This is a genomic window from Bradyrhizobium sp. 23AC, assembly GCF_054863025.1.
In genome coordinates this window covers 140,362-161,646 of record NZ_JAVAYN010000008.1, presented here as the reverse complement: position 1 = coordinate 161,646, position 21,285 = coordinate 140,362, and the positions used below count along the sequence as shown (strand labels likewise).

Below are 21,285 nucleotides of genomic sequence, written 5' to 3'. Positions count from 1 at the left end.
CCGCCGCGCCGATCATCTGGTCTTGATCGTGAATTCGTTGCCACGTCCCGGGTCGAACGGCAGCGACAGTGAGAGGTAACCGTTCTCGGGATCGCGCACGTAGTCGATATAGCCCGAAGCTTCCTCGAGCGCGTTCTCGCCGACGATGAGCGCGCCGCGCTTCAGGTGCGGCTCCAGCAGCCTGAGAATGGGAAGATAGAGAGTGAAAGCGCCATCGAGCATCACCATGTCGATCTCGCCGCCGAGGCCGGAGCTGAGCGTTTCGCGCGCATCGCCGTGCCTGAACTCGACGAGGTCGGCGAGCCCCGCGGCAGCAAGGTTCGTCCGCGCCCGCTCGATCTTGCCGGGTTCTAGATCGGTCCCGATCAGGCGGCCGCCACCGATGTCGCGCAGGCCCGCCGCCATGTAGATCGCGGAAATCCCCATCGAGGAGCCAAACTCGACGATGCGCTTTGCCTTGGAGGCGCGGACGCACATGTAGAGGAAGCGTCCGAACCGCGGAGAGACGCTCAAAAAATTATCCGCAAGTCCGCGATAGACTTCGTTCAGATCGCGGCTCTCGGCTGCGATGGCCTTGCTGATGATCTCATCGCGGCCCTTCGCTTCCTTCGCGAAGGTTTGCATCAGTTGCCCGTCGGCGATCTCCGCTTCCTGGTGAAGACGAAGGAGGACGTCGGTGACGACGCCTCTGCTGAGTGAATCCATGTCGGTCGGCTCCTTGCCAATGCGCCCGCCGGGCGCTTCGGAGCCTGGATACGAAATGGTCCCTCAGATCGCATTCCGCGAACGGGACAATCGATTGCGAATTCCGGTCAGTGTGCGCCGATGCGGCGTTCGGCCAGATATCGCGCCGGCGGCTTGCCCAGCGCCTTGCGGAACATGGTGACGAAGGCGCTGGCTCCCTCATAGCCGAGATCGAGCGCCACGGCCTGGACCGATGCGCCCTGGTCGAGGCGCTGAAGCGCGATCAGGATGTGGAGCTGCTGGCGCCAGCGGCCGAAGCTCATGCCGGTCTCGCGTTGCAGGATGCGGGTGAGGGTGCGCGGCGCGACGGCCATGCGCCGGCTCCAATCCTCGATCGTCGCGCGATCGGAAGGATCAGTCATCATCGCGCTGGCGATCCGGCGCAGCCTGGCATCGGCCGGCATGGGGAAGCGCAGCTCTTCGGCGGGAGCCAGCGACAGCTGGTCGAGCAGCACCGCGGCGATCCTGCCGTCGGCGCCGTCGAGATCGTACATCACTGGCATGTGGGTGGCATGCACCAGCAAACGCTCGAGCAAGGGCGAGATCGTCAGCGCGCAGCATTGCCGTGGAAGCGCCGGCACCGCCTCCGGTTCGACGAACAGGCAATGCATCTCGACGTCGCCGGCGACGCTGACGCTGTGTGGAACATGCCCGGGAATCCACACCGCACAGCGCGGCGGGACGATCCAGACGCCGTGTCCGGCCTCCAGCCTGACGAGGCCGCGCATGGTCAGGACGAGCTCGTCCTTGCGATGCTCGTGCATGGCCAGCTCCATGCCCTTGGTGACCATGTGGCCCCCGAAAGCGGCGACGGCACGCGGCACGTTTTCTGGATCGAAATCCCCGAGATCATCGGGGTTCATATGGTCGTCATTGAGCCGGAAGAAGGGCATGGCAGGCGATGGTCGATCCGAACATGACTGGCGGGTTCAGGCAATATCTGGCCCGTGATCACGACTTTCAACGCAGGACGCCCGAATCTCGATGGCTTCTAACCAACTCGTCTCGACGGATAGCTGCGCTGTCGCCCACCGATTGGACCGGAGGATATCCTCGCTTACTGACCGTACAATAAAGAAAGGCTGAGCCGCCTGCCGTGCATAGCTCATAGGCATCCGAACCTCGCGCCGCGCTCTCCGATCGCCTGCAAATTAGACAGGTGATTTTAGACATTCGGATTGCAGTGCAACGGACGTGACGGTTTGCGCCGAAAAATCCGTGGTGCGATGCACTCTGCTGGCGTCCAGCAGTCCACGTCTGCATGCTCTCCGCGCGGGCACAGCTGCACCAAAACGTGCAACCGAATTTGCGGCTCGCGGCGCGGCCCGGTGATTTGCGACAACTCTGGCTCTATCCCGACCTGACCGCTCTGTCGCACACTCGCGGACAATGGCAAGACAAGGGATGCATGATGAGCGCTCTCGGTTGGGCATTGGATGTCGCGATGGACGGTAACAGCCCGGCATCGGGTTCGGATCTCATCTGTCGCTGCCCCCGCACATGAGCTCCTCCGAAAATCACTGGGAGGTCGGCACCGATATCGGTGGCACCTTCACCGACATCATCGCGATCCGGCGCGATTCATCGGAGGCACGGATCGCAAAGGTGCCGTCGCGCCCCGACGCTCCGGTTCAGGCGATGCTGGAAGCGATCGACGCGGTGGGCCTGCGCAAAAGCGAGGTCAGGCGCTTCGTCCACGGCACCACGCGCGTGACCAACGCCATCGTCGAGGGCCGGCTGCCGAAGGTGGCGCTGGTCGCGACCGAGGGATTTGCCGATGTGCTCGAGATTGCGCGTTATCGCCGCCGCGATCTCTACCGTCTCGACGTTCCGCCGAAATCGCCGCCGCTCGTGCCGCCTGAGCGCTGCTTCGGGCTCGCCGAGCGCCTCGATCACGAGGGACGCGTGCTGAAGCCGCTGGAACAAGCGGAGATCGAGCGCCTGGTGGCCTGGCTGAAGGAGACCGGCGTTCAGAGCGTCGCGGTGGCTCTCCTTCACGCCTATGCCAATCCCGTGCACGAAAAAATGCTCGGCGAGCGCCTCAAGGACGTCGTCGCCCATGTCTCGCTGTCACATGAGGTCAACCCCGAGGCACGCGAGTATGAGCGGACCTCGGCGACCGTGTTCAACGCGGCCGCGATGCCTATTGCGGTCGAGTATCTGAGCGAGCTGGAGCAACGCCTGCCGATTGGTCCCGGCCTGCAGGTGTTCCATTCCGCCGGCGCCATGATCCCGATCTCCGCGGTGAAACGTCGCCCGCTTGTGATGGCAATGTCGGGCCCGGCTGCTGGCGTCTCGGCGTCGGTCAGCATCGCACGCCAGCTCGGCACGCCGCGCATGCTGACCTTCGACATGGGCGGCACCACGACGGACGTGTGCCTGATCGTCGACGGCCAGGCCGAGATGACCGACGGCCGCATGCTCGGCGACAAGCCGCTGCGCCAGCCTATGCTCGCGGTTCACTCCATCGGGGCGGGCGGCGGATCGATCGTGCGCAGCGGCCCGGGTGGCCTGACGGTCGGGCCGGAGAGTGCCGGTTCCGAGCCGGGTCCGGCCTGCTACGGCCGCGGCGGCGCCGAGCCAACCATCACCGACGCCAACGCCGTGCTCGGCTATCTCAATCACGAAACGAAGCTTGGCGACCGCATCGGCATCGACATCGATGCGGCCAGGCGCGTCATCGAGCCGATCGCGGGGGCGTTGGGGCTGAGCCTGACCGAAACGGCGCTCGGCATCATCAAGGTCGCCAACGCGACGATGGCCCGTGCGCTGCGCCGCGTCACGGTCGAGCGCGGCATCGACGGGCGCGACTGCACGCTGCTCGCCTTCGGCGGCGGCGGCCCCATGCATGCCGCGGGGCTCGCCGATCTCTATGGGATTGCGCAGGTCGTCGTGCCCAGCGCATCGAGCGCGTTCTCGGCGCTGGGCTGTCTCACCGCCGATTTCAGCTTCCTGCAGCAGCAGACCTTGCGCGCTGGCCTCGACGGCATCGATCTCGTACGCGTATCGGAGCGCATTGGAGCGTTGATCGACGATGCTTCGGCGCCGCTCATCGCCAACGGTGTCGCACAGGAGGAGATCGAGATCGAGCTGGTGGTGCTGATGCGTTACGCGGCGCAGAATGACGCCATTCCAGTCCCGCTCGCACTGCCGCTCGACGTGATCAGCCTCAAGAGCGATTTTCTGGCGCGGCATCACGAACTCTTCGGCTATGCGACGAGCGAGCCCTGCGTCATCGAATCCGTGCGGGTACAGGCGCGCCGGCCGTCGACAACGGTGGTGAGCCGGCCGGCGACGGCGGCGAGGGCGCTGTCGTCAGGTACGCGCCTCTGTTCGTTCGATGGCTTCCACGACATCGCGACAGGAATCATCGACCGTGCCTCGCTGGCCGACACCGTCTGCGGCCCGGCCATCATCGAAGACGCCTGGTCGACGGTGGTGGTGCCGCCGGGCTGGCAGGCGAGGCCGGACGTTTCAGGCAATCTATTCCTGACGCGGAGGGCAACATGAAGCTCGATCCGTTCGTCGTCGAAGTCATCAGGCACGGGCTCTCCGCCGCGGCCGAGGAGATGAGCCTGGTGATGACGCGCTCGGCGCGCTCGCCGCTGCTGCGCGAGGCCGGCGATTTGTCGTCGGCGATCACGGATGGTCGTGGCGGCCTGGTCGGGCAGGGCCGCGACATCCCGATCCACCTTGGCGCGATGGCTTACACAGTCCCCGAATTGCTGAAGGTGGTGCCGCGCGACAGCCTGAACGACGGCGATGTGCTGATCTACAATGTCGGCGCGCTCGGCGGCAATCATCTCAACGACGTCAAGGTCGTGCGCCCCGTCTTCGTCGACGGCGAGATCGTGGCGTTCGCGGTCAGCCTCGCGCACTGGCCGGATATCGGCGGCACCTGGCCAGGCAGCTATTTTGCCAAGGCGATCGACACGTTCCAGGAGGCGATGCGCATCCCGCCGGTGCTGATCGCGACCGCGGCCGGCGTCAACGCGCCGATCGTGCAATTGCTCAAGGCCAATGTTCGGGACGCCGAATCCTGTGAGGGTGATCTGCTTGCGCAGATCGCGGCGACCAAGGCCGGCGAGCGGCGCATCGTCGATCTCTGCCGCGAGCACGGCAAGGCAGTGTTCACCGCGACGCAGTCGCGCCTGCACGATCTCTCCGAAATCGAGATGCGCGAAGCGTTGCGCGCCTTGCCGGATGGCGTCTACGAAGGCGAGGACCATCTCGACGACGGCAGCGTGAACGACGCGCCCGCGCGTATCCACGTCAGGATTACCATTGCCGGTGACGAGGCGACCTTCGACCTTTCGGGGAGCTGCGACCGCGTCTCGAATTTCTGCAACACGACCCCGTTTATGGCGCGTTCGGCCGTCGCCTATGCCGCGCGAATCATGAGCGGGCGCGACATGCAGCAGAACGCCGGCGCGCTCCGCCCCCTGACCATCATCACCCGCCCGGGCTCGATCCTGGAGCCGGGTTGGTCGGCCTCCGTCGCCGCCGGCAACCACGAGACGTCGATGCGCATTGTCGATGCGATCTTCCGCGCCATGCAAGACACCATCCCCGAACGATTGTCCGCGGGCGGCGCGACCACCGCGGGCGTCCTGTTCTTTGCGCAGCCGCGGCAGGACGGTTCCTGGAAGATGCTCTATGAGGTCCACGGCGGCGGCGAAGGCGCGCGTCACGATCGGGCCGGCATCTCGGCGACCCGGGTGCATCTGTCCAACACCTCGAACACGCCGGTTGAGGTGATCGAGGCGAACTACGCGATCCGCCTCGAGCAGCAGGCCATCCGTCGGCAATCCGGCGGCGCCGGCGCCTTCCGCGGCGGCGATGGAGTCGTACGCGCTTACCGCATTCTGGCTCCGTCGATGCATCTGACCACCTGCATCGAGCGGATGGTGATTCCGCCGTTCGGCATGCAGGGCGGTGAACCCGGCAAGGCCTGTCGCATCTCGCTTGTCAGGCAGGGCGCAAACGTCGCGATCGACGGCAAATCCAACCTGGTGCTGCAGCACGGCGATCTCGTCACCGTCGAGACTTGCGGCGGCGGCGGCTACGGCGCTGAAGCTGCGGAGTGAAGGGATTGCGATGAGCAAATTGTTGCGAACCGGGCTGAACGCGGGCGACAGCGCGCCCATGGCCGTGGTCGGCGGCGAGGGCGTCTATTTTCATCTTGCGGACGGCCGCAAGCTCATCGACGGCAGCAACACCGGCGGCGGTCTCGGTCACCGTCATCCCGCGATGGTGGAGGCGATCCGCCGCGCGGCGGATACGCCCGTCGTCAACGAGGGCTGGACCTGGGTCGGCCGCGAGCGGGCCGCCGACGACCTGATGGCGATGGCGTTCGGCTGCGAAGAGGAATGGGTCGGCGCGGTGCGCTTTTGCATCAGCGGCAGCGAGGCCAACGACATGGCGCTGTCGCTCTGCCAGGCCTTGACGCAGCGCTCGGCGCTGGCAACACGCGAGCGTGCCTATCACGGCATCACGGGCCTGTCGCGCAGCATGACCGTGCAGCCGCAATGGCACGGTGGCCTTGCGGTGCACTCAGGCGGCTCCAGGCTGCCGGCGCCGATGGCGCCGGTGCGAATCCTGCCGGCGCCGGATGGCGCGATCTACGGTGGGCCGGCAAACAACCAGCCGCCGAGCGAATATCTGGCCGACGCCACGCGTCTGCTGTCGGATGCCGCGGCAACGATCATCGACTACACCCAGGGCGGCATCTATTACGACGGCGCCTATCAGGACGAAGTGGCTCGCTGCGCGCGACAGGCCGGTTCATACTGGATCGCCGACGAGGTCGTCACCGGGGCGGGTCGCGCCGGGCGCTGGTTCGCGTTTCAGGGCGCCGAAAGTCGCCCCGATATCGTGACGCTCGGAAAGTCACTCGGCGGCGGCGCGGCCGCGGTGGCGGCGGTCGTGGTGTCGAAAGAGCTCGTCGAGCGATTGAAAGGCACGAGCTGGCAGAATTACGGCACCTTGCGGGGCCACCCGATCAGCATGGCCGCGGTCAGCGCCTACCTGAAGGTCATCAGCGAAGAGAAGATTCTCGAGCATGTGAAGAGCCTCGAAAAGCTGTTCAGCCGCCGCCTGCTCGCGATCGCGCAGAAACATCCCAGTGTGCAGCGCGTAGCGGGGCAGGGGCTGCACTGGACGGTGGAGCTGCACGGACCGGACTGGCGCTCCTGGCACGCCGACACCACCGAAGTGCCGATCGCCTCGCGCGTCGCAACGCGGACGCTGGAAGCCGGCGCGGTGATCGGAACCAGCGGCGAGCAGGTTTCGCTGTTCCTGGCACCGCCGCTCGTCATGTCCGAACGTGAGGCCGACCAGCTTCTGGACGCGCTCGACTACGGCCTCGATGTTGCCGATGAGGAGCACGGATGAGCGCCGATCACGCTACAAAAACTGTCCAGCCCATCCGGCTGGAAACCTTCGGCGGTGCCGCGTTATGCTGCACGCGCCGGCAATTCGTTGAAGCTTTCACTTCCTCCAAGAGATCACCGGGAAATCGCTGATGCGTATCGTCAATGTTGCCGCCGCCCAGATGGGCCCGATCCAGAAGGCCGATAGTCGCGAGGTCGTAGTCAAGCGCATGATCGCGCTGATGGACGAAGCCAAGAGCAAGGGCGCCGATTTGATCGTCTATCCGGAACTGGCGCTGACGACATTCTTTCCGCGCTGGTACGCGGAGGACCGCGCCGAGTTCGACATCTGGTTCGAGCGCGAGATGCCGAACGCGGCGACGAAGCCGCTGTTCGAGCGCGCGGCGCAGCACCAGATGGCGATGAACTTCGGCTATGCGGAGCTGACGCCGGACGGCCATCACTTCAACACGGCGATCCTGACCGACAAGTCCGGCAAGATCGTCGGCAAATATCGCAAGGTCCATCTGCCGGGCCATGTGGACTACGACACCAAGCGCTCGCACCAGCATCTGGAGAAACGCTATTTCGAGCCCGGCGATCTCGGCTTCAACGTCTGGCGCGAGCTGGGCGGCATCATCGGCATGGCCATCTGCAACGACCGGCGCTGGCCCGAGACCTATCGCGTGATGGGCCTGCAGGGCGTCGAGATGGTGCTGATCGGCTACAACACGCCCTCCGTCAATGCGGAGCGAAGCGAGGAGGGCGTCGAGAAGCGCCTGTTTCACAACCGCCTTTCCGTGCAGGCCGGCGCCTATCAGAATTCGACCTGGGTGGTCGCGGTGGCCAAGGCCGGCAATGAGGATGGCCATCCGCTGTTCGGCGGCAGCCTGATCGTCGATCCCAACGGCGAGATCGTCGCGGAAGCCAGGACGGAGGACGACGAGCTTCTAGTCCATCCCTGCGATCTCGACGCCACAAATTTCGGCAAGACCACGATCTTCAATTTCGCGCAGCATCGCCGGATCGAGCATTACGGCCTGATCACCAGCCAAACCGGCGCGGTGCCGCCGCCGGAGAAATGACGCCGATGTCGGATCATGGCATTTCCTTGCGCGAGCTTGATCCGCGCGATCGCTACAAGCTGCTCTGCGGCGTAATCGTGCCGCGGCCGATCGCGCTGGTGACGACGTTGGACGAGAACGGGGCGGTCAATGCGGCCCCGTTCAGCTTCTTCAACGTGTTCTCCGAGAGCCCCGCGCTGATCGTGCTCGGTCTTCAGCACAGGCCGGATCACAGCCCGAAGGACACCACCCGCAACATCCATCGCGACGGCGAGTTCGTCGTGCACATGGTGGATGAGGCGCTGTCGGTGACGATGAACGACTGCGCGGTCGATTTCCCCTCCGGCGACAGCGAGGTCGCCGCGACCGGGCTCGCAACGCTTCCCTCCGTCGATGTGAAAGTGCCGCGCCTCGCCGCCGCACCCTTCGCGCTCGAATGCCGGCGCCACGTGGTGCTCACCTTCTCGCCCGATCGCGAATTGCTGGTCGGCGAGGTACTCAGGGTTCACGCCCGCGAGGGGCTGGTGGATGAGGCCAACATGTATGTCGATCTCGACGCCTACCGGCCGATCGGCCGCATGTTCGGCAATCTCTACACCACCCAGCGGGATGTTTTTTCGCTGGCGCGCGAGAGCCACGCGCAATGGCGCGCGCGGCAGGACGCCAAAGAGCTGAAGGACGCCTAGTGAGCCGAGAACTGCACCGTACCCAGCGCCATGGTGACCGCCGCCTGTGTCGGGTCGATCACGGGGATACCGAGCGCGTCTTCGAGCGGGCGGCGGTGCCGCGCCATGCCGGCGCAACCCATCACGATGGCGCGAGCGCCATCTTCGTCGCGCAGCGCGCGGCCGATTTCGATCATCTTCGCCAGCGTGCCTTCGCCCGAGGCGGTCTCCGCGACGCTCATGTTGAGCGGCCGTTCGCCGGCGAGGCGATCGGTCAGGCCCATCTGCCTGAGATAGCGCATGTGCCGCGGGATCGAGCGCTGCGCGATAGCGATGACGCCAAAGGTCTCGGCGCGGGCCAGCGCGGTCAGCACGCCGCACTCGGCAATGCCGAATACGGGCCGGTCGGTGCCTTCGCGGCAGACCTGAAGGCCGGGATCGCTGTAGCAGGCGATGACAAAAGCCGAAGAGCTGTTGTCGCTTTCGACCAGCCGTCGCAGCGGCATCGCGACGCCGTCGACGTCGGCCTGGCTCTCAATGCCGAACGGACCCTCTGCCAGCGTCTGGCAGACGACTTCCGGCCCGCCCTCGAAATCGAGCGGCTTCAACGCATCCTCCAGCCCTTGCGTGACTGCAGGGTTGGAGTTCGGATTGATGACGAGAATGCGCGGCCGGGACATGATGGTCTTCCTGCGAACTTGGAGATCATTTGCCCAAGCCTATCACGGAGTGCCTCATGACTGAACCCACCTACGACCTGATCATCCGCGGCGGACGCGTCGCCACCACCACCGATGTGTTCGAGGCCGACGTCGCCATCTCAGGCGAGACCATCGCAGCCATCGGCCGCGGGCTTCCGGCGGCCAGGCGCGAGATCGATGCGCGCGGCAAGCTGGTGCTGCCGGGCGGCGTCGACAGCCACGCCCATATCGAGCAGCTGTCCGCCGCTGGCATCATGAACGCCGACACGTTCGAGAGCGCGACGGTGTCCGCCGCATTCGGCGGCACCACCACGGTGATCCCGTTCGCCGCCCAGCATGTCGGCATGAAGCTGCCGCAGGTGGTGGAGGATTATCACGCGCTGGCGAAGAAGGGCGCCGTGATCGACTACGCCTTTCACATGATCATCGCGGACGCGACCAAGGAGACGGTCGAGGAGCACATTCCGGCGCTGGTGAAGCAGGGCCACGCCTCGATCAAGATTTTCATGACCTATGACCGGCTCAAGGTCGACGACGAGCCGCTGCTCGACATCCTGCTCGCCGCGCGCCAGTCCGGCGCGATGCTGTGCGCACATGCCGAGAACCACGGCATCATCGCCTGGATGGTGAAGCGCCTGCTCGCGCGCGGCTACACGATGCCGAAATACCACGCCGTTAGCCATGCCCGTGTGTCGGAAGCGGAAGCCTTCACCCGGCTGATCGGCATGGCGGCGCTGATCGACCAGCCGATCATGATCTTCCACGTCTCGACCGCAGAAGGCGCGAAGGTAATCCGCGACTCCCGCGGGCAGGGGCTGAAGGTTTTTGCGGAGACCTGTCCGCAATATCTGTTCCTGACTGCCAATGATCTCGACAAGCCCGGTGCGGAGGGCGCCAAGTGGATGTGCAGCCCGCCGCCGCGCACGCATGCAGATCAGGAGGCGCTGTGGCAGGCGCTGTCGCTCGGCGATCTCCAGACCGTCTCGTCGGATCACGCGCCCTATCGGTTCGATGAGACCGGCAAGCTGCGCGCTGGACCCAATCCGAACTTCAAGCAGGTCGCCAACGGCCTGCCGGGGCTGGAGCTGCGGCTGCCGCTGCTGTTCGACGCGATGGTCTCGAAGGGGCGGCTGGGCCTGGAAAAGTTCGTCGAGCTGACGTCGACCGCGCCGGCAAAGATCTACAATCTGCACCCGCGCAAGGGCTCGATTGCGGTCGGGGCCGATGCCGATATCGCGATCTGGGATCCCAACCGCGAGGTCACGATCGCGAACGAGATGATGCACGATCTCACGGGCTACACGCCGTTTGCGGGCCGCAAGCTGAAGGGCTGGCCGGTGTCGGTGCTGTCGCGCGGCCGGGTGGTCATCGACGGCAACGAGTGCCTCGCGGATGCCGGCAGCGGAAAATTCCTGGCGCGCAGCGGTGGCGAGGCGGCCAAGCCCACCGGCCGTCTCGTCGCCGACATGGATCCGGAACGGAACTTTGGAGCAAAGCTCCTGTGATGGTGGATCGCGCCCGATGAGGATCGTCATCTTCGGCGGCACCGGCTTTGTCGGCCTCAACCTTGCCGAGGTGCTGCTCGCGCGCGGGCATGAGGTGACGTTGTATGATCGCGCGCCGCTGCCGCCGACTGCGCAGCGATCGCTGGCCGATTGTCGCGAGCGGCTGAAGGTCGTTCAGGGCGACATCACCGACGCGGAAGGCCTCGACGTCCTCATCGCCGGGGGCTGCGATGCGATCGTGCTGGGCGCGGCAGTTACGGCCGGTGAAGAGCTCGAGCGGGTGTCGACTGCGCGTGTTCTCGAGATCAACGTGATGGCGCAGATTCCGATCCTGCAAGCCGCGATCCGCCATGGTGTTCGCCGTGTCGTCAATCTCTCGTCGGCGTCGGCTTATGGCGCTGCGGGCCAGCGCGTCACGGTGCTCGACGAGGAAACGCCCTGCGATCCCGTCTCGTTCTACGCCATCAGCAAGTTCACCTCGGAGCGCTCCGTGGCACGCCATGCCGAGCTCTTTGGCGGCGACTTCCTGAGCGTCCGTCTGAGTGCCGTGTTCGGTCCATGGGAGCGGCCCGGCTCCGTGCGGGACACGCCGAGCCTCCAGTTTCAGATTCTGGCAGCGTTCGCGCGTGGCGAGCCAGCCCGCTTGCCCGCGCCGGGAATGAAGGACTGGACCTATGCGCCGGACGCCGCCGAGGCCGTGGCACTGCTGATCGAAGCCGAGCGGCCGCGCCACCGGCTCTACAACATCTCCAGCGGTGCGGCCTGGTCGGCGCTGCAATGGGGCGAGGCCTTTGCGGCGTTGCATCCGGGGCTGGTGTGTCGGCTCGCGTCTCCCGGAGAGAAGACCTTCATCAAGCTCCACGGCGGGGATCGGGCGCCGCTGTCGATCAAGCGGATGGCCGATGAGTTCGGCTGGCGCGCCCGGTTCGGCTGCGCGGAATCGGCCGCTGCGATGAGCGCTTGGTGGATGCAGCACAAGGACGGGATCTGACATGCGGCTGCAGGGGCGCACGGCCATCATCACCGGAGCGGGCTCGGGCATCGGCCGGGCCAGCGCAAAGCTGTTCGCGGAGGAGGGCGCACGTCTCGCTCTGGTCGATCGCGATGCCGCGGGGCTCGAAGAGACGTTGCGCTTGGTGGGCGAGGCCACGACGCATATCGGCGATGTCGGCGAAGCCGCGTTCGCGGAGACTGTCGTAAGCGATGTCGTGTCCCGGCACGGCCGGATCGACATCGTGATGACGGCGGCCGGATTCTCCGTCGGTGGCACGGTGCTGACGACGAGCGAGGACGATTGGGACGCCGTGTTCCGTACCAATGTCGGGGGCACCTGGCTGTGGGCGCGGGCTGCGGTGCCGCAGATGCAGCGGCAGAACAGCGGCTCGATCATCACGCTGGCCTCGCAACTTGCGATCGCCGGCGGCAAGGGCAACAGCGCCTACATCGCCGCCAAGGGCGCCATCGTCAGCCTGACGCGCACGATGGCGGTGGATTTCGCCACCGACGGCATCCGCGTCAACGCGATCGCGCCGGGTGCAATCGATACGCCGATGCTTCGTCGCAGCTTTGCCCGGCACGCCAACGCGGACGAGGTGCGCGAAGCCTCCCGCAACCGCCATGCCATGAAGCGGTTCGGTGTGGCCGAGGAGATCGCGCAGACCGCGCTGCATCTGGCGAGCGATGCCTCCTCGTTCACGACCGGCACGGTGATGGTGGTCGACGGAGGTTGGCTCGCGGCATGAGTGATGCGCTGACACAGCTCGAAGCGGGCATTCGCGCCGATCTCGCCAGGATCGCGCATCCCGGCGCCGCCTGGCTGGAGCCGAAGATGGGCCCGGACGGCAAGCCTGCGCTGGACGTGCTCATCGTCGGCGCCGGCCAATCCGGCGTAGCTATCGGCTTCGGTCTGATGCGCTCGCGCGTCAGCAACATCCTGCTGCTCGACAAGGCCGCGGAGGGGAAAGAGGGTCCGTGGCTGAGCTATGCCCGCATGCCGACGTTGCGCAGCCCGAAGGATTATACGGGGCCCGATCTCGATATCCCGAGCCTGACTTATCAGTCCTGGCATGAAGCCCGCTTCGGCAAGGAGAGCTGGCAGGGGCTTGGCCTGATCGAGCGCGAGCATTGGGCGGACTATCTGCTCTGGCTGCGGCGCACGATAGACCTACCTGTGCGCAACGGCTGCGAGCTTCTGGAGATTGCGCCGGCAGCCGACGGCCTGCTGGCTGCCGTCGTGAAGAGTGCCGATGGCGTCGAGACGCTCCATGCGCGCAAGATCGTGCTGGCGACGGGACAGGAGGGCATGGGCGGCTGGATGATCCCCGAGCCGCTGCGCGATCTTCCGGCACGCTCGGTCGCAACCGTCGCCGACGAGATCGATTTCGAAAACCTTCGCGGCAAGCGCGTCGCCGTGATCGGGGCCGGCGCATCAGCGTTCGACAATGCGGCCACGGCGCTGGAGGCGGGCGCCAGTGAGGTGCACCTGCTCTGTCGGCGCGCGCAGATCCAGGTGATCCAGCCCTATCGCTGGCTGACCTTCCGCGGCTTCCTGCGTCATCTCAGCGATCTCGATGATGCCTGGCGCTGGCGCTTCATGCGCACCATCCTCGAAATGCGGGAAGGATTTCCGCAAGCGACCTATGACCGCTGCGCGCGCCACGCCAATTTCACGTTGCACGAGGGCGCGCCGATCGAAGCCGCGCGCGCGACCGGAAAAGGCATTGAATTGTACACGCCGCGCGGCACTGTCGCGGCCGACTTCGTCATCTGCGGCACCGGTATCGACATGAACTTTGCCGCGCGCGGCGAGCTCAGCCGATTTGCCGGCAATATCGCGACCTGGGCCGACCGTTACCTGCCGCCGGACAACGAGCGCAACGCGCGGCTCGGCCGTTTCCCCTATCTCGCCGACGACTTCGCCTTCACCGAGCGCGTGCCGGGTGAGACGCCCTGGATTTCCGACATCCATCTGTTCGCCATCGCCTCGACCATGAGTTTCGGCCCGTCGGGTTCATCGATCAACGCGATGACGACCGCGGTGCCAAAGCTGGTTCATGGCCTGACGCGCGGCCTGTTCCGCGCTGATGTTGCGCGGCACTGGGCCTCACTCAGCGCCTACGACGTGCCGCAGGCGGTGGTCACGCGGCAAGCGCGAAACAGTGGGGAATTGCGATGATCATCCATGCGCCACCGCGACGAAGCGTCCGCGACAGCGCTCCATGAGACTGGCGCGCAACTTGCTTCTTTCTTAACCTTCCTTGCTGGCGTTGTTGTCGAAATCTTGGGGAAAACGAATGCGTTTTGTGTCTTTCAGGCCGGCGTCCTCCGTGCTCGCTGCCACTGCGCTGTTGCTCATCGCCACCGCGCCTTTGCAGGCGCAAACCCGGGCGGAGACGCTGCGCTATGTCACCGGTGCATCCGTCAATACGCTCGATCCCAACATCCCGGGCTCGACGCGGGAATCGTTCGCGCTGAGCATGAGCACGTACGACCGGCTCGTGGCGTTCGGCCGCAAGCAGCTCAATGGCAAATGGGTGTTCGATCTCGACAAGATCACCGGCGAGCTCGCCGAATCCTACGACGTCAGCCCCGACGGATTGAAGCTCACCTTCCGTCTGCGCAAGGACGCAAAATTCCAGGACGGCTCGCCGGTCACGGCCGAGGACGTCAAATGGTCGCTCGATCGCTGCGTCACCGCGCCGATCCTCGGCAAGGCGCAGCTTCTGACCGGCTCCCTGACGTCGGCCGACCAGTTCAAGGTCATCGATCCCCTCACCATCGAGGTGACGTTGCCGAAGCCCGACAAGCTCGCGCTGCCAAACTTGGCCACCGTCTATCCCATGATCATCAACTCGAAAGTGGCGAAGGAGCACGCGACCGCGGATGATCCCTGGGCCACCGCCTGGCTGAAGGAGCACACCGCCGGCAGCGGCGCTTACATGATCGAGACGTTCAAGCCGGGCGAGCAGGTGATCGTCAAGCGCAACGAGGCCTGGAATCGCGGTTCGCCCGACAAGCCTGCCTTCTTCAAGCGCGTGATCATCCAGTCGGTGCCGGAGCCGGCGACCCGCGCCAATCTGGTCGAGCGCGGCGATGCCGATCTCGTGGTCGATCTCCAGGCCAGCGACGTGCAGTCGTTGGAGGCCAAGGGCAAGTTGACGGTGATCTCGACGCCGCAATACAATTCGATCACCTTCGTCTCGATGAACAACCAGATCCCGCCCTTCGACAACGTCAATGTCCGCCGCGCCGTCGCCTTTGCGCTGCCCTATGACGACATGTTCAAGGCCGCTCTGTTCGGTCGCGGCGCGCCGCTGTTCGGTGCGAGCTGGCCGGACGGCAAGCCGCTGAACGGGATCTATCCGTTCCAGCAACCCGTCAAGATCGATCTCGACAAGGCCAGGGAATATCTCAAGGCCGCGGGGCTCCCCGAAGGCTTCTCGACCACTTTCAGCTTCAATGTCGGCCAGGCCTCGACCGCCGAGCCGATGGCGGCGCTGGTCAAGGAGTCGCTCGGCAAGATCGGGATCAAGGTCGACATCCAGAAACTGCCGGATGCGCAGATGTCGACGCAGATCAACGAGAAGAAGCTGCCCTTCTACACCGAAGGCATCGTCGCCTGGTTGCCGTCCACGGACTACTTCTACCGCAACTTCTACACCGGCAATCAGCGCTGGAATTACAGCTCGATCAACAACCCGGACCTTGCCGCGATCGCGCAGGAAGCCCGCTTCGAGTCGGATAAGGCGAAGTACGAGGAAGCGGGCCGCAAGCTCAACGCGATGCATTTCGATTTGATGCCGCAAATCATGCTGTGGCAGCCGAACCAGGATGCGGTGATGGCGTCCTCGATCGAGGGTTACACCTACGAGTTCCACCGCCAGGTCGACTATCGCGACGTCAGCCGCAAGTGATAGCGTCATGCGAAAGGAGCTCTGAAAGGTGATGACTGGTCTCGGCGCAACGATGGTGCGGGCGGGCAGGCGGCTTCTATCGTCGCTGCCCGCGCTGTTCGGTGTGCTGGTCTTCACTTTCCTCCTGATGCGCGTCCTGCCCGGCGACCCCGCGGTGTTCTTCGCCTCGGGGCCCAATGCCGGCAAGGAGGAGATCGAGCAGATCCGCAAGCAGATGGGGCTCGACAAATCGGTGCCGGAGCAGCTCGTGTTCTATCTCTCCGACATCGGCCGCGGCAATCTCGGCCGCTCCATGATGACCGGGCAGCCGGTTTTGAAGGATCTGCGCGAGCGGCTGCCGGCCTCGCTCGAGCTCACCTTCACCGCGCTCCTGATTGCACTGATCGCCGCGGTGCCGCTCGGCGTGGTCGCGGCCTTGAGGCCGGGCTCCGTCGTCGATCACGGCGTCCGGCTGTTCTGCGCGCTCGGCGTCTGCGTGCCGACCTTCGTGTCAGGCCTGCTGCTGATCTATGTCTTCTACTATCTGCTCGGCCTTGCACCCGATCCGACGGGGCGGATCGACGTCTTCACGTCGCTGCCGCCGCAGCGCACCGGGTTCCTCTCGATCGACTTCCTGCTCGCCGGCGATTTCGAGGGCTGGTGGGCGGCCTGCAAGCAATTGATCCTGCCGGCGGTGAGCATGGCGCTGTTCGTGATCGCACCGCTGGCGCGGATCACGCGTGCCTCGATGCTGGTCTCGCTCGGCAGCGACTTCGTGCGTACCGCGCGATCGGTCGGGTTGTCCTGGCGCAAGGTGGTCGTGACCTATGCGCTGCGCAATGCGATCCTGCCCGTCATCACCATCGCCGGCATCGTGTTCTCGACCATGCTGGGCGCCAATGTGCTGGTGGAGAAAGTGTTCTCCTGGCCCGGCGTTGCCTCCTATGCGCTCGATGCGCTGCTGTCCTCCGACTATGCGCCGGTGCAGGGCTTTGTGCTGCTGATGGCCAGCCTGTTCGTGCTGGTCAACCTGGTTGTGGACATCTGCTACGGCATTGCCGATCCCAGGGTGTCGATCGGATGACCAGCTCGACCCTCCGCCATTCGGTCTGGATCCTGCGCGGCAACCCGCTCACCGCCGTTGCCGCCACCGGCGTGTTGCTATTCGTGCTGGTCGCGATCTTCGGACCGTGGATCGTGCCTTACGATCCCGTAGCCTCCAACGTCTCGGAGGCGTTACTGCCGCCGAGCGCGGCGCACATTGCCGGCACCGACCAGCTCGGACGCGACGTGTTCAGCCGTCTCATCATTGCCGCGCGGCTTGATCTCGCGATTGCGGTCTCGGCCGTCGGCATCTCCTTCGCGATCGGTGCTGTGGTCGGTTCGTTCTGTGGCTATGCCGGTGGTCGGCTCGATCGCGGCGTCGGCCGCTTCGTCGACGTGATGATGGCCTTTCCGCTGTTCGTGCTGGCGATGGCCATGGTCGCAGCCCTCGGCAACCGGATCGAGAACATCGTGATCGCGACCGCGATCATCAATCTTCCCTTTTACATCCGCTTCGCGCGGGCCGAGGTCAATGTCCGCCGAAATGTCGGTTGGGTGGAGGCGGCGCGCGCCTGCGGCGAGAGCCATTTCTCGGTGGTGCTGCGCTTCCTGCTGCCGAACATCCTGCCGGCGATGGCGGTGCAGATCTCGCTCAACCTCGGCTGGGCCATTCTCAACGCCGCGGGCCTGTCCTTCATCGGTCTGGGCGTCAAGCCGCCGACGCCGGAATGGGGCATCATGGTCGCGGAAGGCGCGCGCTTCATCTCGACCGGGCGGTGGTGGCTGGTCGCATTTCCGGGGCTGGCGCTGATGATGGCCGTGCTGTGCTTCAATCTCCTCGGGGACGGGATGCGGGACATTCTCGACCCCCGCATGCGCACATGAGCGAGGCGCTGCTCAGGATCGACGACCTCCACGTCGCATTCTCGACGCGCCGCGGCATGGTCGAGGCCGTGCGCGGCGTGACGCTCACGGTCGGGAAGGGCGAGATGCTCGGCCTTGTCGGCGAGAGCGGCTCGGGCAAGTCGGTGACTGGCTTTGCCACGACGCGGCTGCTCGACGCAGCAGGGCGCGTCACCGGCGGCAAGATCCTGTTTCGTGGGCAGGATGTGACAAAGCTCAGGGGCGACGACCTTCGTCAGCTCCAGGGCGCCGCGATGTCGATGATCTTCCAGAACCCGCGGGCGGCGCTCAATCCGATCCGGGCCATCGGCCTGCAGATCGCGGACGCGATCCTCACCCATAAGCGCATCTCAAAAGAGGCCGCGCGGGGCGAGGCGCTGGATTTGCTGCGCGCCGTGCAGATCCGCGAGCCCGAAGCGCGGATGAACGCCTATCCGCACGAGCTTTCGGGGGGCATGTGCCAGCGCGTCATGATCGCGATCGCGATCTCCTGCAATCCCGCGCTGCTGATCGCGGACGAGCCGACCACCGGCCTCGACGTCACCACGCAGAAGGTGGTGATGGATCTCCTGGCGGATATCGCCACCGCGCGCGGCATGGCGACGATCCTCATCACGCACGATCTCGGGCTCGCCGCACGCTATTGCCGCCGCATCGCCGTGATGGAACGCGGCCGCATCGTCGAGGAGGCGAGTCCCAGGACACTCTTCAGCGCGCCCCAGCACGCTTATACCAGGCGCCTGGTCGCGGCATCGCCGACCGCGACGTCCCGTATCGAAGACCTCGTGACGGAAGAGGAAAGGGAGCGCACCGCGACCGTCGCCGGCAAGCCCCGAGCGGAGCTCGCGCACGGCACGCCGCCGCTCCTGGAAGTGCGAAAACTCGCAAAACGCTTCGATCAGGGCTCTGCTGCGGTGGCCGACTTCTCGATGACGATGGCCGGCGGCGAGAGCGTCGGTCTCGTCGGGGAGTCCGGCTCCGGCAAGAGCACGACGTCGCGGATGATCTGCCGGCTGATCGACCCGAGCGAAGGCGACATCGTGTTCGACGGGCATTCGATCGGTCACGTGGCCTCGCGCGACTTTCACCGCTCGCCCTTGCGCAAAGACATCCAGATGGTGTTTCAGGATCCGAACGAGAGCCTCAACCCGCGCTTTACGGCGTTCGATTGTATCGCCCACCCTCTGATGCGGCTCGATGGCATGCGTGCGGGTGACGCGTTGCGCGAACGGGTCGAGGAATCTGCCGTGCGGGTTGGATTACCGCTGGATCTGTTGCCGCGGTTTCCGCACCAGCTCTCCGGCGGCCAGAAGGCCCGCGTCGGCATCGCCCGCGCCATCGCCTGCCGGCCGCGGCTCCTGGTGCTGGACGAACCGACGGCCGCGCTCGATGTCTCGGTGCAGGCGGTTGTGCTGCAACTGCTCGATCGCCTCAGGCGCGAGAACGACATCGCGCTGCTGTTCGTCAGCCACGATCTCAACGTGGTGCGCATGCTCTGCGACCGCACCATCGTGCTGCGCAATGGCGGAATCGTCGAGCAGGGCGAGAGCCGGGCGCTGTTCGACAATCCGAAGACGGACTACACGCGCAAGCTGGTCGAGGCCATCCCGCATATCGAGACCGGCGAGATGCTGGCGGCAGCTCTGTGAGGCCTGGTCCGGTCCAAAAGACGTTGAGATCCCGCTGGCGAAGGTCCGGTTAGTGGCATACCATTTGCACGCCAACGGGTTCTGGTTTCACCTGCTCTTGGCCAACGATGGCCGGCATCACGGCATTACTGGGAGGACTTCATGGATCGCAGGACCGTATTGAAGGGACTGGCTGGCGCGGGCGGTCTGGCATTGACGGGCCTCTCGGCCCCCGCGATCGCGCAAGGCGCATCAGCCCGCACCCTCCGCTTCGTGCCGCAAGCCAATCTCGCCAATTTCGATCCGATCTGGGGCACGCAATATGTCGTGCGCAATGCCGCCGCGCTGGTCTGGGACACGCTTTACGGCATCGATTCTTCGCTGCAGCCGCAGCGGCAGATGATCGAGTCCGAGGAGACTTCCGACGACGGCAAGACCTGGACGTTCCGCTTGAGGCCCGGTCTCAAGTTCCACGACGGCGAGCCCGTGCTGGCCAAGGACGTCGTTGCGAGCCTGTCGCGCTGGGCTGCGCGCGATCCGATGGGGCTGATGATCATTTCGATCCAGCAGGAATTGACCGCCGTCGACGACCGCACCTTCAAATGGGTCTTGAAACAGCCCTTCCCGAAGATGCTCTACGCGCTCGCCAAGAACAACGCGCCGTGCTCCTTCATCATGCCCGAGCGTATCGCCAAGACCGATCCGTTCAAGCAGATCACCGAATATGTCGGCTCGGGTCCGATGAAATTCGCCAAGGGCGAATGGGTCCCCGGAGCCAAGGCGGTGTTTGAGAAATTCGCCGATTATGTCCCGCGGCAGGAGAAGGCCTCCTGGCTTGCCGGCGGCAAGCAGATTCTGGTCGATCGCGTGGAGTGGATCGTGATGCCGGATCCGGCCACCGCGGCGGCCGCATTGCAAAACGGTGAAGTCGACTGGTGGGAGAATCCGATCGCCGATCTCGTGCCCGTGCTGAAGAAGAACAAGAACATCAGCGTCGACATCGGCGATCCCCTCGGCAATATCGGCTCGTTCCGCATGAACCATCTGTTCGCGCCGTTCAACGACGTGCGGGCGAGGCGCGCGGTGCTGATGGCGCTCAGCCAGGAAGATTATATGCGCGCGATCGTCGGCGACGACAACGCATTGTGGAAGGCGCTGCCCGGGTTCTTCACGCCGGATACGCCGCTCTACAGCGAGTTGGGCGGCGAGATCCTGAAGGGCAAGCGCGATTTCGACGCGGCCAAGAAGCTGCTGGCCGAAAGCGGCTATTCCGGCCAGCCGGTGACTTGTCTGGTGGCGCAGGATCAGCCGATCACGAAGGCGCAAGGCGACGTGACTGCGGATCTCCTGAAGCGGCTCGGCATGAATGTCGACTTCGTCGCCACCGATTGGGGCACGGTCGGCTCGCGCCGCGCGGCGAAGACGCCGCCCGGGCAGGGCGGCTGGAACATGTTCCACAGCTGGCATGCCGGAGCCGACTGCATCACGCCCGCCGCCTACACCGCCATCCGCGCCAATGGCGAAAAGGCCTGGTTCGGCTGGCCCAATAGTCCGAATACCGAGAAGGAGATCACGACCTGGTTCGACGCCAAGAATCTCGAGGAAGAGAAGGCGGCGATCGGGCGGGTCAACAAGGCGGCGCTTGAGGATGTCGTCTATGCGCCGACCGGCTTCTTCCTGACCTACACGGCCTGGCGCAAGAACGTCTCCGGCATCACCAAGGGGCCGCTGCCGTTCTTCTGGGGCGTGTCGAAGTCTGCATGATCGT

General features: G+C 65.3%; 17 protein-coding genes. 14 read left to right on the top strand and 3 right to left on the bottom strand.

The annotated features are described in order from the left end of the window. Positions 1–12: 12 nt before the first annotated feature. Entirely contained in the window at positions 13–705 is a 693-nt protein-coding gene (locus RAD10_RS20870; protein ID WP_461619053.1) for an O-methyltransferase, read from the bottom strand. Between the two features lie 107 nt (positions 706–812). After that, a complete protein-coding gene (locus tag RAD10_RS20865; RefSeq protein WP_461619052.1) occupies positions 813–1,607 on the bottom strand; it encodes an AraC family transcriptional regulator in 795 nt (264 codons plus the stop codon). Positions 1,608–2,244: 637 nt separating this feature from the next. On the opposite strand from RAD10_RS20865, the gene RAD10_RS20860 reads away from it, so the two are divergent. The 5 genes from RAD10_RS20860 to RAD10_RS20840 all read left to right on the top strand — a co-directional run bounded on the left by RAD10_RS20860 (position 2,245) and on the right by RAD10_RS20840 (position 8,865). After that, positions 2,245–4,254, top strand: coding sequence for a hydantoinase/oxoprolinase family protein (locus RAD10_RS20860; protein ID WP_461619051.1), 2,010 nt, complete (start codon positions 2,245–2,247; stop codon positions 4,252–4,254). Next, positions 4,251–5,831 carry a hydantoinase B/oxoprolinase family protein gene (locus RAD10_RS20855; RefSeq protein WP_461619050.1) on the top strand — a complete coding sequence of 527 codons (1,581 nt, stop codon included), beginning with the start codon at positions 4,251–4,253 and terminating at the stop codon, positions 5,829–5,831. The genes RAD10_RS20860 and RAD10_RS20855 overlap by 4 nt, the downstream gene beginning before the upstream one ends. Before the next feature lie 10 nt (positions 5,832–5,841). Beyond that, positions 5,842–7,137, top strand: a complete 1,296-nt coding sequence (locus RAD10_RS20850) for an aminotransferase class III-fold pyridoxal phosphate-dependent enzyme (protein WP_461619049.1) — start codon at positions 5,842–5,844, stop codon at positions 7,135–7,137. Positions 7,138–7,267: 130 nt separating this feature from the next. Next, positions 7,268–8,200, top strand: coding sequence for an N-carbamoyl-D-amino-acid hydrolase (locus tag RAD10_RS20845; protein WP_461619048.1), 933 nt, complete (start codon positions 7,268–7,270; stop codon positions 8,198–8,200). Continuing rightward, entirely contained in the window at positions 8,197–8,865 is a 669-nt protein-coding gene (locus tag RAD10_RS20840; protein ID WP_461619047.1) for a flavin reductase family protein, read from the top strand. Before RAD10_RS20845 ends, RAD10_RS20840 begins: the two co-directional genes overlap by 4 nt. Here RAD10_RS20840 and RAD10_RS20835 read toward each other — a convergent pair. Next, on the bottom strand, positions 8,862–9,524 hold the full coding sequence (locus RAD10_RS20835) for an aspartate/glutamate racemase family protein (protein ID WP_461619046.1): 663 nt from the start codon (positions 9,522–9,524) through the stop codon (positions 8,862–8,864). The two genes, RAD10_RS20840 and RAD10_RS20835, sit on opposite strands and share 4 nt — an antisense overlap. 56 nt (positions 9,525–9,580) lie before the next feature. Between RAD10_RS20835 and hydA the strand changes: the two genes are divergently transcribed. The 9 genes from hydA to RAD10_RS20790 all read left to right on the top strand — a co-directional run bounded on the left by hydA (position 9,581) and on the right by RAD10_RS20790 (position 21,281). Continuing rightward, positions 9,581–11,050: a dihydropyrimidinase gene (gene hydA / locus RAD10_RS20830; RefSeq protein WP_461619045.1), complete on the top strand. Its 1,470-nt coding sequence runs from the start codon at positions 9,581–9,583 to the stop codon at positions 11,048–11,050. A 16-nt stretch (positions 11,051–11,066) separates the two neighbouring features. After that, on the top strand, positions 11,067–12,041 hold the full coding sequence (locus RAD10_RS20825; protein WP_461619044.1) for an NAD-dependent epimerase/dehydratase family protein: 975 nt from the start codon (positions 11,067–11,069) through the stop codon (positions 12,039–12,041). A gap of 1 nt (position 12,042) precedes the next feature. Continuing rightward, positions 12,043–12,792 (top strand): SDR family oxidoreductase, encoded by a 750-nt coding sequence (locus RAD10_RS20820; protein WP_461619043.1) that lies wholly within the window; start codon positions 12,043–12,045, stop codon positions 12,790–12,792. Continuing rightward, positions 12,789–14,225 carry an NAD(P)-binding domain-containing protein gene (locus tag RAD10_RS20815; RefSeq protein ID WP_461619042.1) on the top strand — a complete coding sequence of 479 codons (1,437 nt, stop codon included), beginning with the start codon at positions 12,789–12,791 and terminating at the stop codon, positions 14,223–14,225. The genes RAD10_RS20820 and RAD10_RS20815 overlap by 4 nt, the downstream gene beginning before the upstream one ends. A gap of 118 nt (positions 14,226–14,343) precedes the next feature. Then, positions 14,344–15,963, top strand: coding sequence for an ABC transporter substrate-binding protein (locus tag RAD10_RS20810; RefSeq protein ID WP_461619041.1), 1,620 nt, complete (start codon positions 14,344–14,346; stop codon positions 15,961–15,963). A 28-nt stretch (positions 15,964–15,991) separates the two neighbouring features. Then, positions 15,992–17,026, top strand: a complete 1,035-nt coding sequence (locus RAD10_RS20805; RefSeq protein WP_461619040.1) for an ABC transporter permease — start codon at positions 15,992–15,994, stop codon at positions 17,024–17,026. Next, entirely contained in the window at positions 17,023–17,871 is an 849-nt protein-coding gene (locus RAD10_RS20800; protein WP_461619039.1) for an ABC transporter permease, read from the top strand. Before RAD10_RS20805 ends, RAD10_RS20800 begins: the two co-directional genes overlap by 4 nt. Then, the gene (locus tag RAD10_RS20795) at positions 17,868–19,538 is read left to right on the top strand and encodes an ATP-binding cassette domain-containing protein (protein ID WP_461619038.1); all 1,671 of its coding nucleotides are present in this window, start codon (positions 17,868–17,870) and stop codon (positions 19,536–19,538) included. Before RAD10_RS20800 ends, RAD10_RS20795 begins: the two co-directional genes overlap by 4 nt. A 141-nt stretch (positions 19,539–19,679) precedes the next feature. Next, positions 19,680–21,281: an ABC transporter substrate-binding protein gene (locus tag RAD10_RS20790; protein ID WP_461619037.1), complete on the top strand. Its 1,602-nt coding sequence runs from the start codon at positions 19,680–19,682 to the stop codon at positions 21,279–21,281. Positions 21,282–21,285: the final 4 nt, after the last annotated feature.

Coding starts and splice junctions, on each gene's coding strand:
- RAD10_RS20840 (WP_461619047.1), top strand. CDS start 8,197: ATGACGCCGATGTCGGATCATGGCATTTCCTTGCGCGAGCTTGATCCG.
- RAD10_RS20815 (WP_461619042.1), top strand. CDS start 12,789: ATGAGTGATGCGCTGACACAGCTCGAAGCGGGCATTCGCGCCGATCTC.
- RAD10_RS20845 (WP_461619048.1), top strand. CDS start 7,268: ATGCGTATCGTCAATGTTGCCGCCGCCCAGATGGGCCCGATCCAGAAG.
- RAD10_RS20870 (WP_461619053.1), bottom strand. CDS start 705: ATGGATTCACTCAGCAGAGGCGTCGTCACCGACGTCCTCCTTCGTCTT.
- hydA (WP_461619045.1), top strand. CDS start 9,581: ATGACTGAACCCACCTACGACCTGATCATCCGCGGCGGACGCGTCGCC.
- RAD10_RS20820 (WP_461619043.1), top strand. CDS start 12,043: ATGCGGCTGCAGGGGCGCACGGCCATCATCACCGGAGCGGGCTCGGGC.
- RAD10_RS20810 (WP_461619041.1), top strand. CDS start 14,344: ATGCGTTTTGTGTCTTTCAGGCCGGCGTCCTCCGTGCTCGCTGCCACT.
- RAD10_RS20790 (WP_461619037.1), top strand. CDS start 19,680: ATGGATCGCAGGACCGTATTGAAGGGACTGGCTGGCGCGGGCGGTCTG.
- RAD10_RS20800 (WP_461619039.1), top strand. CDS start 17,023: ATGACCAGCTCGACCCTCCGCCATTCGGTCTGGATCCTGCGCGGCAAC.
- RAD10_RS20825 (WP_461619044.1), top strand. CDS start 11,067: ATGAGGATCGTCATCTTCGGCGGCACCGGCTTTGTCGGCCTCAACCTT.
- RAD10_RS20850 (WP_461619049.1), top strand. CDS start 5,842: ATGAGCAAATTGTTGCGAACCGGGCTGAACGCGGGCGACAGCGCGCCC.
- RAD10_RS20860 (WP_461619051.1), top strand. CDS start 2,245: ATGAGCTCCTCCGAAAATCACTGGGAGGTCGGCACCGATATCGGTGGC.
- RAD10_RS20865 (WP_461619052.1), bottom strand. CDS start 1,607: ATGAACCCCGATGATCTCGGGGATTTCGATCCAGAAAACGTGCCGCGT.
- RAD10_RS20795 (WP_461619038.1), top strand. CDS start 17,868: ATGAGCGAGGCGCTGCTCAGGATCGACGACCTCCACGTCGCATTCTCG.
- RAD10_RS20855 (WP_461619050.1), top strand. CDS start 4,251: ATGAAGCTCGATCCGTTCGTCGTCGAAGTCATCAGGCACGGGCTCTCC.
- RAD10_RS20835 (WP_461619046.1), bottom strand. CDS start 9,524: ATGTCCCGGCCGCGCATTCTCGTCATCAATCCGAACTCCAACCCTGCA.